The 17,729-nt window shown below is 38.9% G+C and carries 11 protein-coding genes; 3 read left to right on the top strand and 8 right to left on the bottom strand.

Features of this window, described 5'->3' with window-relative positions; translation table 11 throughout:
- Positions 1-108 precede the first annotated feature (108 nt).
- Positions 109-1,047, top strand: a complete 939-nt coding sequence (locus EO125_RS03735; RefSeq protein ID WP_127147717.1) for a diacylglycerol kinase family protein — start codon at positions 109-111, stop codon at positions 1,045-1,047.
- A 117-nt stretch (positions 1,048-1,164) separates the two neighbouring features.
- Here EO125_RS03735 and EO125_RS03730 read toward each other — a convergent pair whose 3' ends face one another.
- From EO125_RS03730 to EO125_RS03705, 6 genes are all read right to left on the bottom strand, one after another.
- A complete protein-coding gene (locus tag EO125_RS03730) occupies positions 1,165-2,607 on the bottom strand; it encodes a glycosyl hydrolase family 28-related protein (RefSeq protein ID WP_164726428.1) in 1,443 nt (480 codons plus the stop codon).
- A gap of 96 nt (positions 2,608-2,703) precedes the next feature.
- Complete coding sequence (locus EO125_RS03725; RefSeq protein WP_240630431.1) at positions 2,704-3,036, bottom strand: hypothetical protein; 333 nt, start codon at positions 3,034-3,036, stop codon at positions 2,704-2,706.
- A complete protein-coding gene (locus EO125_RS03720; protein ID WP_127147715.1) occupies positions 3,026-4,288 on the bottom strand; it encodes a DNA repair protein in 1,263 nt (420 codons plus the stop codon). Before EO125_RS03720 ends, EO125_RS03725 begins: the two co-directional genes overlap by 11 nt.
- Positions 4,289-4,672: 384 nt before the next feature.
- Positions 4,673-5,545 carry a CoB--CoM heterodisulfide reductase iron-sulfur subunit B family protein gene (locus tag EO125_RS03715; protein ID WP_127147714.1) on the bottom strand — a complete coding sequence of 291 codons (873 nt, stop codon included), beginning with the start codon at positions 5,543-5,545 and terminating at the stop codon, positions 4,673-4,675.
- On the bottom strand, positions 5,545-6,501 hold the full coding sequence (locus EO125_RS03710; protein WP_127147713.1) for a succinate dehydrogenase/fumarate reductase iron-sulfur subunit: 957 nt from the start codon (positions 6,499-6,501) through the stop codon (positions 5,545-5,547). The genes EO125_RS03715 and EO125_RS03710 overlap by 1 nt, the downstream gene beginning before the upstream one ends.
- A 1-nt stretch (position 6,502) precedes the next feature.
- A complete protein-coding gene (locus EO125_RS03705; protein WP_127147712.1) occupies positions 6,503-8,221 on the bottom strand; it encodes an FAD-binding protein in 1,719 nt (572 codons plus the stop codon).
- Between the two features lie 930 nt (positions 8,222-9,151).
- Here EO125_RS03705 and EO125_RS03700 point away from each other — a divergent pair.
- A complete protein-coding gene (locus EO125_RS03700; protein WP_127068825.1) occupies positions 9,152-11,434 on the top strand; it encodes a ribonucleoside-diphosphate reductase subunit alpha in 2,283 nt (760 codons plus the stop codon).
- A gap of 697 nt (positions 11,435-12,131) precedes the next feature.
- A complete protein-coding gene (locus EO125_RS03695; protein WP_127147711.1) occupies positions 12,132-13,346 on the top strand; it encodes an ATP-binding protein in 1,215 nt (404 codons plus the stop codon).
- 244 nt (positions 13,347-13,590) lie between these two features.
- On the opposite strand, the gene EO125_RS03690 is transcribed toward EO125_RS03695, so the two are convergent.
- Both EO125_RS03690 and EO125_RS03685 read right to left on the bottom strand, forming a co-directional pair.
- Entirely contained in the window at positions 13,591-14,166 is a 576-nt protein-coding gene (locus EO125_RS03690; protein WP_127147710.1) for a YadA C-terminal domain-containing protein, read from the bottom strand.
- Positions 14,167-14,312: 146 nt separating this feature from the next.
- A complete protein-coding gene (locus tag EO125_RS03685; protein ID WP_240630430.1) occupies positions 14,313-17,084 on the bottom strand; it encodes a DNA methyltransferase in 2,772 nt (923 codons plus the stop codon).
- Between the last annotated feature and the right edge of the window lie 645 nt (positions 17,085-17,729).

Raw genomic sequence — 17,729 nt, 5'->3', positions numbered from 1 at the left:
GCTCCTAAAAATCAATGAAATCTACAGAAATAACCCTTTTCCACAATCAAATTTCCTATGATATAATAGTCATAACAAATGTATCTGTGTATAGAATAGGAATCAACCATGAGTCGTTGTCTAATTATTATAAACCCTGTATCAGGCGGTGGTCGGGCTCGCCGATACGTAATGGAACTACAATGGCAATTAAGTGCCCTCTTTGATCGCCTAGAAGTAAAGTTTACCCGACAAGCTGGTGATGCAACCCGCTTCGCCATCGAAGCCTCCAACGAAGGATTCGATGCCATCTTTTGCATGGGCGGTGATGGCACCATTAATGAAACTGTTAACGGCATTGTAAAAGCTGGCTGTCGCTCCAAGTTCGGTTTCATACCCCTTGGCACTGTCAACGATATGAGCCGTGCTTTAGGTATCCCCTTACAACCATTAGAAGCTATTCACGGCTTAAAAAATAGTACTATCCGTCATGTGGATGTGGGTCGTTGCAATGATTCATTTTTTTGCAACAATATTGCCATTGGGGTCATCCCCGAAGTAGTGGCATCCGTCACACCAAAAGAAAAACAACTATTAGGACCTCTAGCCTACTTCGCCAAAGGTGGACAAGCCTTATTTACAACCAAGGATTATAAGTTCCGCATCACCACCGAAGAGGGAACCAAAGAGTTTATGTCTCCATTGGTCATCGCCTTACTAACCAATGTAGTTTCTAGCTTTGAACATTTCATGCCTACCGCTTCCGTAGATGATGGGTATATGCGTATTATTATTTTCAAAGAATACTTCATCATGAACCTATTCTTCATCTTGCCACTCATTCTAAGCGGTTCTATTTATAACTCCAAATATGTCACCATCCTAAAAGTCAAACAAGCTCGCATCGAGGTGTGTGACACCATGGATGCATCCACCAACATGGATGGCGATATCGGACCTGATGCGCCAATAGACCTAGAAGTATTACCTAAGTTTTTACAAGTCTACGTGCCTAGCAAGCGCCGCAAAAAAACACAGGGCTTATTCCACAATCCATTGCAACCATAAATCTAACCCTAACCGATAGTGAATAGACAAAAACAGAGGAAAGTTGATGCTTTTTAATCAACTTTCCTCTATTTTATTGAGAACTATGTTGTTACAGCCCCTATGTTTTTGTTGGTTTTACAATTCCACCGTACTGTGAATCCATTCCACCGGACTATTCCGTTTAGTCCCTGCATCGATTTGTTGTGTAATGCCCTTTAAGTATGCCTCTTTCACAACAATATCACGAATACCTCCACCTATGGTTGTAGTCTCCCGAACACGCATAGCTAGTAGTACATCTTCCATAGTCAATCCTTGTAAATACATATGTTGAATCCAAGTATTTCCTGTATTGGCAAAGACAATGCCTACACGACTATGGAGAATCTGTAAATTGTACGCATTCCACTGCTCCGTTACACTAGATCCTACAGGATGTCCTGCTAATACCACAATCCCTTGTTGCATGCGTTCCATGATAAGGTTGTGCGTCAGTAACCCTACCCCATCCCAATGCAAGCCATCGCCACTATGCATGCCTTCCATACGTACATCTTGGATGTTCAGCCCGTCTACTTGTGTAGCATCCACCATATGAGCCGCTGCATTTCTTAACACCGTATGTTTCAGTAAAATATCCTTACCATAATGGATAACCACTAAAGACGACAGTGTGGAATTTCCTTTTTCATAACTAGCCCCTCTACGCATCGCAGCTTGCACTTCCGACTTACTTAATAAACCAGTATGATCAAGAATATCGTGCGTCACTGCATCCGCTTCGGGTGCGCTCTCCTCTTGTAAAAGGTCTTCTTTCCATCCATATCCATCAATGGTCCCACCACGAATAACAACATTTTCAATAGGTCCTTGCTCATCGCCTTCTAACTGTAAAAGTCCTAAATATGGCGTACCTCCAGTCACCACATAATTAGGCTTTACAAAGGCGGAACTATCATTGACCGCCATCAGCACAGCATCCTCATCTAATTCTAAGGTCATATAGCTGTGCAAAAATAGCGTTCCTGTGCGATATACACCTTTACTAAGATGTAAGATACCTCCAGCTGGGGTATCATGTATCGCTTTTTGCAACGCTAACGTATTGTCCGTGATTCCATCTCCTACAGCACCATAAGCGGTAGCCTCTAAACGCGGTTCTTGAGGTAATGTTTTAACTGGTACCTTGGAAGAATCCGACAAGATAGCACCCCTATCATCCACAGCTTTTACTTGCACTAAGTATACCGTATCGGATTCTAATCCATTCAACTCTAGTCTAGGAATGATAGATATGCCCTTTGCACTAGGACGAATTTCTTTCACTTTTTCTTGATTAACGTAAATATCATACCCCGCCAATCTGTCATCATTCACTGGATTCCAAGCTAAAGAGATAGTTGTACTCGTTACACCTAACTTAGGGATTTGCAATTCAAAATCGCCTGCTTCTACCACATATTTCGTCACCGGCGTTGTATATTTCACATACATATTCCAGCCTAACCCTAGCAACGCCAAGATGAGGCTCAACCCTATGGCCCACCACCCATAGGTTCTATATCGTTGTTGTTTCATTATGTCCATCCTGTTCTCATGTATTCACCATGGCTCGCCTATCTAGCACATAGCGTATATGTACCATTCTACATGATTTACAAAAATGGTCAATACTCAACCAATGGTGGTAACCCGCATAATATGAGACATAGGTACAAGCACGTCTCCTACCGTCATCGTTCGATACACTGTATCAATTTGTTGTAATCGCCCTTGCACCGTGTCATAGGCTCGTCCATTATGATAGACTACACTGACTACATTCCCTATCACTAGTCCCTTACACTGTGCATCTAATACTTCCAATTGTTCCTCTGAAAGTTCTTTACGATTCTCTTTATATCGCGCTGTTTCTTCCAATAACTCCTGAAATCCTTTCAAAGCAGCAAAGGGCATAAATTGTTTAGCCCTCTGTAACAATGTCATCTTCGGTCGTTTATGTTGCATTATGTCCTCCTACCAAGGTATTACGAAACTGCATGGTCCCCTCTTCTTGCAAACTGCTAGCACGAAGTATGGCATTACCGCCAAACTTTTCCTTTATGGTCAATACGGTCCGTTCCACTTGGTATGCCTTTTCTTCCCTATCCTGAGACGTAGAAAACAAATCTTCTTCCCAAGGTACGGCCTCACGGTTCACTAAATCATCAAATCCCACCGACAACTGCCGTATCTCCTGATGAGGATAAGTAGTTTCTTTATACAGTTCCAATACTGCCTGTGAAAGTACCTCTAAGGAGCACGTATACTTCGATAATCGTCGTGACCCGCCGGTACCTTTCACTGTCCTATCTGCATACCGTACCCCTAAGGAAATATATTTTGTCAGTGCCTCCTCTGCAATCAATTCCAATAATAAAGATTCCACCATCTCCCGAAGAGGGACAAAACACTCCTCGTAGGAATAATTTCGCAGCAAAATTTGCCCTCTCGACAAGGAATGTTTCGCTGGTCGGTACGCATGAATCTCTTTCATGGTGCACGTCTCACGCCCCCAAGCATGATCGATGAGCAATTCTGCATTGACCCCAAATTCCTTGTACCAGCGCTCCTCAAGCACAGTCGTAATACCATGTAAATCCACTACGCCATACTTATGTAACCGACTTGCGATTCCCCTTCCGATTTGCCAAATATCTGTGATGGGTTGATGATGCCATATCTTTTCTTTAAATAATTCCTCATTAAGAATACCAATTCCTTGCGGTGCATGCTTAGCCAATACATCGAGGGCGACCTTAGCTAAAAACAAATTAGTTCCTAATCCAACCGTAGCATGAATATGAGTCCGTTCCAGTATCTTATCTTTGAATAACAAGGCTAATTCCTGCCATGTTTTCTTATACAATCGGCTATAGGGGGTCACATCAATAAAATATTCATCAATGGAATACACATGAATATCTTCTGGTGCCACATAGTCCAATAAGACGCCATAAATAGCGGCAGATACTTCCATATATCGTCGCATCCTAGGCTTTACCGCCATATACTCAATAGTAGATGGAATCTCAAACAATCGACATCGGTTCTTGACGCCTAATTGCTTTAACGCAGGAGAAATAGCTAGTGTAATCGCTCCTAGCCCACGTGATGCATCCGCCACAACCAATGGGGTTGTAAAAGGATCTACCCCCAAATCTGCACATTCTACAGAAGCATAAAAACTCTTCAAATCTAAACACATATACACTGCCATACTATCCCTCCTCTATCGTAGTATAGTAGTATATTAGCATATTTGTTCTATTTTTTCAATATATATGTTCTACATTTTAACACAAAAATACTATCGTAATTAACTATATTCTTATAACATCACTATACATTAAGTCCACATGTGACTTGATACATCATTGGTAACACTAGATCATTTTATCTTTCTCAAAAATTCCAAAGCAACTTTAACATTCAACCCCTCTAGTATATGACAGTCTCATCGCTATTAAACCCAACTCATTTTGTCCTATAACCCCATTTTGTCCTATAACTCTATGACTCTATAACCCTATAGATCCCAAAAACAGGTTGCCCCGAGGGACAACCTGTTGTAAGTTTGTGTAATTCAATTGTAAGTTTACGATTATAAGAAACGGTTCAAGGAAGCAGTGCTTGCCAAGTGACGATCTGTCATACCCATTTCTGCTGGAGTGCAACCCAATGCAAGACCAATTAATTGGCTCATGTGGATGATAGGCATATCGCCATTCATTGCAACAGTTGCTTTTGCTTCTTTTTGGAACATATCCAATTGCATTTGGCAAAGCGGGCATGGTGTTACTACACAATCAGCACCTTCTTTTTGTGCATCTGCATTGATAGAACCAGTCATTTGCATTACAGAATCATGTGCAGGGTATACTGCATGGAAACCACAGCAATCTAATTTACGGGAGAAATCGATTGGAGTAGCACCTAATGCTGTAATCAAATCTGCCAAACTTGTTGGGATTTGCATATCTTCGAAGCCCATTTCCTCTTCTGGACGAAGGATATGGCAACCATAATATTCAGCAACACGAAGACCAGTCAATGGACGAGTTACTTTTGCTTTCAAATTATCTAAACCATATTCGCGGATAAGCACCCACAAGAAATGTGTTACTTCGCTAGTACCTTTGTAGTTCATACCAGCTTCGCCAAGGATGTTATTTACTTTTTGACGAGTTACTTCATGATCATCAAGCTCTTTTTTAGCTTCACGAAGCATTAATGTACAAGTGTTACAAACTGTAAGAATATCTAAGCCTTCTTTTTCAGCTAACGCGATGTTACGAGCGTTAGTGGAAAGAGCCAATAATGGATCGATATCTTGAACATGGGACGCGCCGCAGCAAGTCCATCCGTCTAATTCTTGGATTTCGATACCTAATTTTTTCGCTACTGCAACGGTTGCTAAGTAGTCTTCTTTAGATGCGCCTTCTAATACGCAACCTGGGAAAAATCCGTATTTCATTATTTTCCAGCCTCCTCTACTGCACGACCGATTGTACGAACACCTTCAATACCATTCACTGGTTTATGAGGAACTACCAATTCGAATGGATTGATTTTACCATGTTTCCATAAACGAAGAGCATATAGACCTTGTTTTGCGGAATCCAATAATCCGTCTGTTTTCAAGCTCATTGTTACTTCGTTTAGGCGACCAGTTTTTAACAAGTCTTGTTTGAACGCGATCGCATGACGAGTACCTTTGTTGGACAAGCCAGCTTGTGTCGCTACACGGCGAAGGTTGGAAATATCTTTTTCTGGTTTCAAATGTTTAGGACAACGAGTGATACAGTTCATACAATGTACACATTTCCACAAGCCATGGTTGAAAGCTGGTGTAGTATGCGCCATTGGAGACACATCACGGGAATCCATTACAAAGCGGTTAGCTTTTGTATATACATATGGATCCAAGAAGTCTTCACGGTTAGCAGACAATTTGTTACATTCGGAAGCACAGCATCCGCAAAGGATACACTCTGTGTTCATAACGAATTTTTTGAAGTCTGCAGCAGATTGACGAGTACCAGTTTTAGTTGTAAATTCTGGTTTTACGAAAATCCAAGGAGCTACTTCTTTCAAGCGGCTAACTTTTGCTTCCCAGTCAACAACTAAGTCACGGATTACATCGAAGTTACCGATTGGTGCTACTGTGATTTCATCAGAACCAAAACGTTCAGTTACTTCGTCGATTTTAGCTTCACAACCAAGCATTGCTTGACCGTTAACTTTCACAGAGCAAGCGCCACATACTGCGGAACGACAAGCTGCAACGAAAGTTAATGTTGGATCGATTGTATCTTTAATTTTTTGTAAGCCCCAAAGGATAGTACGGTCTGCTTCGTAATCGAAAGTATAAGACTGTACATACGCGCGGCCTTCGTTAAAGCGGTGGATATGATAAGTAATTTGTCTCATCTTAGTACTTCCTTTCTTGTGGTTCGTATTTAGTGAACACTACATCGCGTTCGGACATTTCGTATTCGCCATTTGCGCCAAGTTTCCAAATTGTATGTTTTAAGTATTGGGAATCATCACGTTTAGGGAATTCTTCACGAACGTGAGCACCACGGGATTCTTTACGGTTTAACGCACCTAAAGCGATAGCTTTCGCAACTGTTAACATAGATTTGATTTCTACATAGTTAACGAATGCCATGTTATAAGTACGGTTGGAATCGCCTACGTAGCAAGTTTCATACTCTTTTGTTAAACGATCAATCACTTCAAGAGCTTCTGTGATACCTGCTTCATTACGGAAGATACCTACTTTATTCCACATAGCTACTGCCAATTCATCACGAATTTCAGCTACTGGACGACCAGAAGTACGGGATGTAACTTCCACGAATTTAGCTTCCCATTCGTCAGCTTTTGCTTTCAATTCAGCATCGCAATCTGCGAATGTGCTAGCTTGTGCATAGTCAGCAGCGCCTGCACCGGATACCTTACCGAATACAACGCCGTCTGCCAAGGAGTTACCACCTAAACGGTTAGCACCATGGATAGAGATACAAGAAGCTTCACCAGATGCGAAGATACCAGGAACTTCTGTAGCACAAGTTTTGTAGTCAACTACGTCGATACCGCCCATAATGTAATGGCAAGTAGGACGAATTGGCACTGGATCAGTTAATGGATCGCAATGTTCGAAGCAAAGAGCCAAGTCACGGATACCATGAAGTTTTTCGATGATAACTTCTGGTCCTAAGTGACGAAGGTCAGCTACTACGTATGCATCAAGGCCAGAACCATTGAAACCACGACCAGCTGCGATTTCATCTTCGATTGCTTTCGCTACAACGTCACGAGACGCTAATTCCATTTTGTTAGGAGCGTATTTTTTCATGAAACGTTCGCCCTCAACGTTTAACAAGTATCCGCCTTCACCACGAACCGCTTCGGACATCAAGATACCAGTTTTACCAAGACCAGTTGGATGGAATTGAATCATTTCCATATCTTTCAAACCTACACCAGCACGGAAAGCTACTGCCATGCCGTCACCAGTAGAAAGGAATGGGTTAGTTGTACGAGTCCAGAATACACGGCCAGCACCACCAGTGGATAATACGATGGATTTAGCTTTGATAATTTCTACTTTACCTTTTTTCATATTCCAGATAATAGCACCACCAGCTTTACCGTCTTTTACAACGATATCTAATAGGTACCATTCTTGTAAGAAATGTACGCCTTCTTTAAGACATTGTTCATATGTTGTATGAAGAATTACGTGACCAGTTTTATCCGCACTGTAGCATGTACGTGGATAGGATTGTCCACCAAAGTTACGTTGTGCGATTTTGCCTTCATCTGTACGAGAGAAAGGAGTTCCCATGAAATCCATTTCTAATACGCCTTCTGGGCAACGTTGACAGAAGAACTCGATAGCATCTTGGTCGCCAAGATAGTCAGAACCTTTTACAGTGTCGAATGTGTGAACTTCTGTGGAGTCTTCTTTTGCTACGTTATTCAACGCCGCATTAACACCACCTTGTGCCATTGCTGTGGCAGAACGTGTTGGGAAAATTTTTGTGATCAATGCTACACGCAAACCGTCGCGTCGTGCAGCTTCTAAAGCAGCTCGTTGGCCTGCTCCACCACTACCTACTACGAGAACATCATATTGTTCCATACGTACCTCCTCAAAAACACTTGTCTTATTTTGAACTATACCTCTTACATACTGTTCTTAATAAGTAAATATTTTTACATTGCATATATGACTGATATATGCACCAATCTATAGCCTTATTATATACGGTTATCTCAAGTGTTACAATTGTCACAGACAGCGTTAAAACCCCTATTTTTACAAGGGATTAGCCCGTTTTGATAACGTTTTTCACAGGCTTTCGGGGCATGTATAACCGCATGCCATTTTCAAGGTGATTATCATTTAATTTATACTTATACAGTGTACTTTTATCTTTTGCCCCAACTATCTTGTTATTACACAATTTTTTAGGTTATATAATTTTTTGTCATTATTAAATTTCATTTCAACAACATATTATTAAAATACTTTTAAAATGTTTATTTTTTTCTATGTGATATTTTTTCTCATTAATTATTTTTACATTCTATTATACTTATTTAGCATTAATAGTATGACTTTAATTTATAACACAATATATTGATTTTTATCATGCATAAGCTACAAGCCATATCTATTTTTTTCCATTTCTTTTTTTCTGAAAGTACCCATTACAAACTATCTGATACAAAAACAGCGAAATTTTTCATCCTCTTTATTTTGTAAAGTATCTTTTCCTCATTATGGTATGCATTTTTGACATTGCTAAACCATTGTGAAAAAAAGACTGGTATAGTATAATTTTAGAAGATATTGTGCCAAAGCACTTTATCTCTATACAATATATTGATATTGAGTCCATGTGAAAACATATCTATGCACTCTCATTTGCGATTCGTAAATGGGAGTCCTTTTATGGCCAAGGCCTAATACATATGTTAAACGGATATGCTTTCACATATATTCAATATATGTGAATACTCTTTACAATGGATACAAACATTACATCGTCAGTAAAAGGAGACACTCATGAGCATTATGATCAAGAAACGTGATGGCCATTATGAGCCATTGTCGGTAGAAAAAACGAAGAAAATGGTTGCCTTTGCTTGTTTAGGTTTAGATTCTTGTGACCCTATCGAGCTAGAAATGGACTGTAAATTGCAGTTCGTGGACGGTATGACTACGAAACAAATTCAACAAACTCTTGTTCAAACTGCCATCGAGAAAGTCATCCAAAAAGTAGACGATGGTTTTGGCAACATGGTAAACCGCATGAACCAAGACTGGCAATTCGTGGCTGCTCGTCTATACTTATTCGATTTATACAAAGAAGCTGCTATTAACCGCAAATATAAGGCCTTTGGGTATGGCAACTTCACTGATTTAGTAAAAACCTTAGTGGATGCTGGTCGCTATGCGGACTTCTTCTTAACACAATATACGGAAGCTGAATTGGAAGAACTTGGCGACTATATTAAGCCTAAACGTGATTACCTATTTAACTATGAAGGTATTAAACTATTAGCAGACCGCTATTTAGTGAAAGGGTTCAATAAAGAAATTTTTGAACTTCCTCAAGAGCGTTTCATGGCTATCGCTATGCACCTAGCTGTCATTGAAGGTGACAAAAAGGTATACTACGCAAAAAAATTCTATGACTTAATGAGCGAGTTAAAGATGACTACTGCTACTCCAACATTGGCGAATGCAGGTACACCATTCCATCAATTGAGCTCTTGCTTCATTTCTGGCGTAGAAGATAATCTTTGGTCCATTTACGATGTGAACGCAAAGTTCTCCCGTGTATCTAAACATGGTGGTGCTCTTGGTATTTATCTTGGTAAAGTACGTGCCTTGAACTCCGACATCCGTGGCTATAAAAATTCTTCTGGCGGTGTCATCCCTTGGATTCGTTTATACAATGATACTGCCGTTGCGGTAGACCAACTAGGTAAACGCAAAGGTGGCGCTACGGTAACACTTGACGTGTGGCACAAAGACTTCTACGAATTTGTTGAACTTCGTACGAACAATGGTGATGACCGTCGTAAAGCGCACGACATCTTCCCTGCTCTATCTGTACCAGATATTTTCATGGAACGTGTTATCAATCGTGAGCATTTCACATTGTTCGACCCACACGAAGTCTCTCGTGTGATGGGCTTTCAATTAGAAGACTATTACGATGACGATACGAATAAAGCTTTCACAGAAAAATATTTAGCTTGTGAAGCTAGTCCAGATCTACACGGCATCGAAGTCAGTGCTTTGGATATGATGAAAAAAATCATGCGTTCTGCTGTAGAAACAGGTACGCCGTTCATCTTCTTCCGAGATACTACGAACCGGGCGAACCCTAACAAACATGCAGGTATGATTTATGCTTCCAACTTGTGCCATGAAATTGCTCAAAATGTTGGTTTCACCGATTTAGACGAAGAAATTATCCAAGACGATGGTTCCATCGTGACTCGCACGAAAGCGGGGGACATGGTAACTTGTAACTTGAACTCTATCAACCTAGGGCAAACCTCTGATGAAGAATTGGAAGAAAATATCGCTTTACAAGTGCGTATGCTGGATAACGTTATTACTATCAACCAATTCCCGGTGCCTGAAACACGTGTGACTAGTGAAAAATATCGTGCCATTGGTCTTGGAACAAGCGGTTACCACCACTATTTGGTGAAACATAAAGTACAATGGGAAAGCGATGCACACTTGGAAATTGCTGATACATTGTTTGAAAATATCGCCTACGCTGCCATCAAGGCGTCCATGGAATTAGCGAAAGAAAAAGGTGCTTACCCTGCTTTCAAAGGTTCTCAATGGGAAACTGGTGAATATTTTGAACGTCGTGGGTATACCTCTGAAAGATGGCAACAACTGAAAGCCGACGTGGCAAAATACGGTATCCGTAACGGTTACTTAATGGCTATCGCTCCTACAGGCAGCACATCCAATATTGCTAATACTACCGCTGGCATTGACCCAATCTTCAAAAAGTTCTTTATTGAAGAGAAAAAAGGTAGCTTCACTCCGAAAACAGCACCTGATTTGAGCAACGAAACGATGTGGTTCTACAAAGAGGCCCACACCATCGATCAACAATGGTCTATCAAGGCTTGCGGTATCCGCCAACGCCACATCGACCAAGCACAGTCTTTCAACTTGTACATTACACCACAAATGAAAGCGAAGGAAATTCTCGATTTATATGTGGAAGCCTATAAACAGGGTATTAAGACAATTTACTATATTCGTAACCAATCCTTAGAAATGGATGAATGCACTAGCTGTTCCTCCTAATCTTTGGAGCGTATAAGCCTAATGAATGGAAAGAGCACGGCATGCTCCTCACAAACGACATTTCATGATGTTTGTTCGGAGCACACCGTGCTCTTTTTGCATATTTCGAGTTAGGCAAATCCCCCGCCAAAGATGTAGGAGGAACGACGTCGTTTCTTCGGGGAGAGGGGGATTTGTATTCTGTAAATAACTATGGTATACTTTACTTAGAAACAAGAAGAGCCTTCAACGTGTGGTGGCGTTAGGCTCATCTCAAAAAAATGGTGAAATGAAATGGCCTAACGTGTTGAGGTGGTGAGATACCTCTTTACGTTAGGCGTTTTCATTATTTATATAAAGCAATAATGTTGACTACTAATGATAAAATAGAAATGATTAAGCTGATTTTTTCGTATTTCGTCATAGTACCACCTCCTTCCATAGTAGGAAGAGATGAGCCCAACTCACGTTGATGACGCTTCTTTGTCTTTTTATATCACAAATGTTTGCAATATGTTAATAATTCAAAGGTTTTATATATAGTACGATTGATATGTATTTTGTTTATGATCGAAACTATACTAATATCCTATAATACTTTCGACTATAATCGAAATGGTATGCATAGTCTTTAATGGTTTCGACTATACTCGAAATTATTATTGGAATATGCATCTATTTCGAGTATAATAGAATCAATGAAAGTGAGGTGTTAGTTATGGAATATATTAAACGCCCTAAGTACTTAACGCAAATAGAACCATTCATTGATAAGCCTGTAATTAAAATTCTCACAGGTATGCGCCGTGTTGGGAAGTCTACGTTATTAACGATAATTAAAGACACTATCTTACAAGAAGTGCCTGATGAACGTAAAGTTTATATTAACTTTGAATCCTTAGAGTTTTTAGAGATAAACAATGCCACATTATTGGCAAAATATCTCATAGAAACAACGAAACACTTAAATGGGAAGCTTTACTATTTCTTTGACGAGATACAGTTAGTGGAAAATTGGGAAAAAGTTGTAAATGGTCTACGTGTTGATAAAGATTGCGACATCTATATTACTGGTTCCAACTCCACCTTAATCTCTGGCGAACTTGCTACGCTCCTTGCGGGTAGATATGTAGAGTTTGAAATACAGCCATTTACATTTGATGAGTTTATTGAAGTATTCCAAGAAAAACAGCTTAGTAAGGAAGATCTATTCACTAAGTTTATCCAATTAGGTGGCATGCCTACCTTAAAATACTTTAACTTAGAAGAAAACAGCAGTTATAAGTATCTAAATGATGTGTATCATACAGTTTTGATCAAAGACGTGTTGACCCACAATAAGATTCGCGATGTAGATATTTTCAATCGCATCTTATCATTTACTATACAAAATATAGGGTCCCCCATTTCTGCAACTAGTATTAAAAAATATTTAAAGAGCGAGCATCGGGATGTTTCCATTGATACGATCCTGAATTATCTAGACTATTGTCAGCAAGCTTTCATCCTGAAAAAAGTGCCTAGATTCGATACCGTCGGCAAGAAGAACCTTAAAATAGACGAAAAATATTACCTTACAGATCATGGATTTCGGGCTGCCAAAGGATATTCTAACACAAAAGATATTGAAAGAGCCCTGAAAAATATCGTATATATTGAGCTGATTTCCAGAGGATATACTGTACAAATCGGTAAAGTAAAAGATATGGAAATCGATTTTATCGCTATGAAAGATAAAGAGCGACTATACTTTCAAGTATCCTATCTCATGGAAACAGAGTCCACTCGACAACGTGAGTTTGGTGTGTATGCGCATGTACAAGATAATTACCCTAAGTTTGTTCTCTCCATGGATACCGTTGACTTTAGCCAAGATGGAATCGTTCACAAACATATAGTGGATTTTTTGTTGGAAAACAGTCTATATTTATAATCGTTCATTCTTGTCTACAACAAGGGATTGATTATTATTAATAAAAGTGATAGACAACTATATATGAATGTATTATCTGACTTAGATATAAAAGGATTAACCAGTATGGGAATACAATTGTCAAAAGAAGAGAATACCAGGATGAAGATTATTAACAATGCTGAATCCGCGTTATAAAAAAGCACAGGGCACCTGTCCCTGTGTTTTTTATTATACTATGCAAACTATAGCGTTCTGCATTCCCTTATGTATTGTTTAATTTTGCGTAAATATCTTGCAATGCTGCTTTTACTTGTGCATTTTCTGCTTTTATTTCTGCATTTTCAGCGATTAAGCGGTCCACTGCTTTTTGTAACATGTCTACTTTGGATGATTCTGTTTGTGCTGTTGCACCTGGTCCAAATCCAAGTGTTACACCAGCATTCCCCATAAAGCTATGTGCACCACCTAGGCTTACACCGGCATGGTACATGAGGTTTTGACTCGTATAATGAGCTACCCCCAAGGCACCTGCTGTTTGTCCACGGTATGTACCAACCCCTGCCATGATTTGTGTCGTTTGTCCTGCATTGTATTGCAATGGTTTCAATGCTGCCAATGCCGCTGCATTTCCACCTACTTTTCTCACTTCCGTTTTATTAGCATTCACATCATGAATCAAACCTGTCATAATATCTGCAGCTGGATCAGGTGGGTAATAGAACTCCTTTTCGGCGCTTCCTCCGGTTTGAATCTGTCCATGTACCACCCCTGTGATGACGAGCAATGCAGCTGCCAACATGGTAGCCTTCTTCCCTTTTTGTTTCATAATTTCGAGCATACTACTCTTCCTTTCAAACTACTAATACCTCCTATAGAGGTTTCATACAATGTGACTGTGTATCTACTGTCACAGTATTTCCTCTTGTATACTATCATTTATAAGAAAGAAAAGCAATCACCTGTATGGCAGTATACATAGAAATTTTATTTCTCTAGCAACGCCTGATATAGTTTCATTAACTCTGCTACGCATTCTTCTTCTGTCATTTTTAAATCAAAGCCATAGGCTCGCATCACAGCTCGATTGTTATCACGATGGGCTTCTCTTAATTCGATTGGCATAGTCACTTCATCATATAACTCTGCCAAGGTAGAATTAGGATACAGTTTTCTAGCCTCTAAAATCTGCTTTGCAGTCTTTTCAATGGCTACTCGATGTTGCTCCTGTAATTTTGGCCATGGGAATGTGTTATATATAACATCTTTTGAATATCTATAATCACTCTTCAATCGTCCTGCAAAGGCACGCATCCATGCCATGTGGACATTAGATGTGATGATACCAAAATCATATAAAGTAGCATTAGGAACGATTTGCACCGCATTAGTCACCTTTATATTACCATCCATAAACCCAATTGGAATATATCGTCTTTTTTCAGATGATGTGCAAGGTATAATTAAATAGTTACAATCTTCTGGTTGTGTAATCTGAGCAAAGATAGCTGGCACATCGGCAAACTTCCGAATCCCTGCAGCTTTACTATTAGTCCTTACTTCCTTACACTTAGAAACTCTATCATATAGAAAGGGATTATTTTTAATAATGGATGGATCTACTCCTTTTAACCATAAACAATATCTTTCTTCATTATATAAATACTCCTTAGCGCCTACTAAAGGATGTATATATTTCACAATATCAGGGTAGTTTTCACAAATTTGAGGATATTCATCCGCTTCAATAATCAAATTGCCTCCGTCTACAGGTTTATTTCCATACGCCATTGGATTTACATTTGAAAGAGGTTTATTTCTACTTTGAATCAGAATATCTGGTCCATCCATTAAATATTTATTAATTGACTCTACTTTCAACGATTTCCCATCATCAAATAGCCATTTGTCGCCATTCCCTTCCATGGAAAAGCCTATAATCACGCAGTGAACATTGGCACTATTTTTAGATTCACTGCTCCAAATAAAACTTCTATGTGCAAAGTTTATACAAACAGGTATGTCTTCCCACATTCTAGCAACCGTTTCTCCTTGGACAATAGAATTAGTCGATACGAAGGCACACTCTACTTCTGTATCCTTCATATACTCATAGGCCTTTTTATACCAACAGCAAACATAGTCTAAATTTTTCTTTTTAGGGAATAATAACTGTAGATCTTGTTTCTGAAATTCATTCATGTACGTAAACCCTAAAAACGGAGGGTTTCCCATAATATAAGTTAGTTCTGCAGCCGGAATCACAGTTTCCCAATCCATTTGCAAGGAGTTTCCTTCGTGAATATTAGCATTCGTATGAAGTGGTAAGAAGTCCATCTCTTTATGAATAATCGCTTCTGTTTCCTTAAACATCTGTGCCTCTGCAATCCAAATGGCAGTTTTGGCAACAGATACAGCAAAATCATTAATTTCGATTCCATAAAATTGTTGAATACTCACCTTAATAGGGTTAAATTCTTCTTCATCAAATCCAAGTACCCCTGTACCAGCTGCATCTGTTATGGTTTCTCTAAGGATATCATTTTCTAATCTTCGTAAGGATAAGTAAGATTCTGTTAAAAAGTTCCCCGATCCTGCAGCAGGATCAAAAAATGTTTTCGACGACATTGATTCTTGCAACTGTTTCAGAGCTTTCATTCTAGCCTTGCCAGTTTTTAATGTCATAGCTTCTTTATATTCATTTTTGAATGCATCTAAAAATAATGGATCAATGAGTTTATGAATATTTTCAATACTTGTATAATGCATACCTCCGTGACGTCTTGTTTCCGGATTCAATGTACTTTCAAAGATAGCACCAAATATGGTGGGAGATATTTCACTCCAATCAAAATTACATGCATCTTGTAATATTAGCTGAATGGCTTCTTCTGAGAATTGAGGAATTTCTACAGCATCGCTAAATAAACTACCATTGACATAAGGGAAGGCTAACAAACTTTCAGTTTCATAGGGACTACGATTACTTTCTGGCGTATCCAAAATACGAAACAAGTCCATCAAAGCGTTACGAACTTGATGAGGTTGGAAATCTTTTAAATAATCATGAAATATATTTTTCTTACCAAATAAACCAGAATCTTCTGCATATAGACAAAATACAAGTTTTACACAGAGCTTATTAATATTATGCAGAATCTCAGTTTCTGTTAACAGAGCATTAATTTTGTATTGTTGTAATAAACAATCATATAGTCTACCAACTAATTCGCCAGCGCCTTTTGAGATTTCCATCTCACGCTCAATATGGCTACTTTTCACGTCTACCAAAAAATTAAGTCGATAAAAGTCTGTCCCTAATTGTTTTAATTCTATAATTTCCACTGAATCATTAGGCCGTTCCATATCTAATACATGAAACTCTTTGAAATTACAACTCACAATCCATCTAGCTCGTTTACTATAGGACAAGTTAGCTGCGTACCGTTTTGCTTGCTCTACTGGTGTCAATTCAGTACCATCTGATTGACGAATAGGCGCATGTAAATCCTTCCCTAAACTTTTTTGTTCAATCAGTGTATGTGTTGCGGGAATCATAGCATCAATATAGCTAGTATGCTCCAGTTGCACACGTTCTTCAAAGCAAATTATATCAGCAGGATTCTCCACCCCATACACGGTTTGCAATAATTCCATCCAAAACCTTTGTGTATCCTGCTTTTCATCGCCCTTATTTTCCCATTTTTTAGCAAACTCTTTGGCTGCTTTTTCTTGTTGCTTCAGTGTTAATTGCATCATATATCCCTTTATAGAAAACTGCCATCACCTAAATTTGTATCTGTAGATATTCTTTTTACTCGCACCCGATTCAATGTATCTCTTTCTTATATCATTGCTTCTATTATATCATATGCGTATCTAATACTAGCTCTACTGAAAGCTATTGCAACCCATTTTGCCACTTTTTATTATCTGCTACTATTCTAGCAACAATGGCCAGTTTCCTCTTCCAATATCTCTACTATCATGCTATAATAAAAACGTACTAAATTAACAGGAAACGTATTCTAGCGTAGGGTACACAAAAAAGCACAGGACTCGTACTCCTGTGCTTTTTGCTTGTTATCCGATAAAATAACAATAGGCCAGTCACTATTTATTGTTACTATCTAGCCATTTGCAAATGAAATAACTAATTACATTTGCCATGATAGAAACAATTAACAGGATAACTAAATCAAGCATAAGATACACCTCCTTCCTGTCACGGAATAGGCATAGTGACACTTTTAGTATAACATAAATATTATGAGTTTTATTCTTATTTTCTGCCAATATACTAAATAGAAAAATTTGAAACTTTCATCCCTGTTTAGTATAATAAAAATAATCCCTAAGAGGGCAAAATGTATATTATGTAATTGTATTAGTGAATGTCATCTC

It is taken from the genome of Veillonella sp. VA139 (assembly GCF_003992005.1).
In the GTDB taxonomy this organism is placed as follows: domain Bacteria; phylum Bacillota; class Negativicutes; order Veillonellales; family Veillonellaceae; genus F0422.
The sequence above is the reverse complement of the archived record's forward strand: the minus strand, read 5'-3'. Positions and strand labels throughout refer to the sequence as shown.

Coding starts and splice junctions, on each gene's coding strand:
- EO125_RS03730 (WP_164726428.1), bottom strand. CDS start 2,607: ATGAAACAACAACGATATAGAACCTATGGGTGGTGGGCCATAGGGTTG.
- EO125_RS03705 (WP_127147712.1), bottom strand. CDS start 8,221: ATGGAACAATATGATGTTCTCGTAGTAGGTAGTGGTGGAGCAGGCCAA.
- EO125_RS03700 (WP_127068825.1), top strand. CDS start 9,152: ATGAGCATTATGATCAAGAAACGTGATGGCCATTATGAGCCATTGTCG.
- EO125_RS03690 (WP_127147710.1), bottom strand. CDS start 14,166: ATGCTCGAAATTATGAAACAAAAAGGGAAGAAGGCTACCATGTTGGCA.
- EO125_RS03735 (WP_127147717.1), top strand. CDS start 109: ATGAGTCGTTGTCTAATTATTATAAACCCTGTATCAGGCGGTGGTCGG.
- EO125_RS03725 (WP_240630431.1), bottom strand. CDS start 3,036: ATGCAACATAAACGACCGAAGATGACATTGTTACAGAGGGCTAAACAA.
- EO125_RS03715 (WP_127147714.1), bottom strand. CDS start 5,545: ATGAAATACGGATTTTTCCCAGGTTGCGTATTAGAAGGCGCATCTAAA.
- EO125_RS03710 (WP_127147713.1), bottom strand. CDS start 6,501: ATGAGACAAATTACTTATCATATCCACCGCTTTAACGAAGGCCGCGCG.
- EO125_RS03695 (WP_127147711.1), top strand. CDS start 12,132: ATGGAATATATTAAACGCCCTAAGTACTTAACGCAAATAGAACCATTC.
- EO125_RS03685 (WP_240630430.1), bottom strand. CDS start 17,084: ATGATGCAATTAACACTGAAGCAACAAGAAAAAGCAGCCAAAGAGTTT.
- EO125_RS03720 (WP_127147715.1), bottom strand. CDS start 4,288: ATGGCAGTGTATATGTGTTTAGATTTGAAGAGTTTTTATGCTTCTGTA.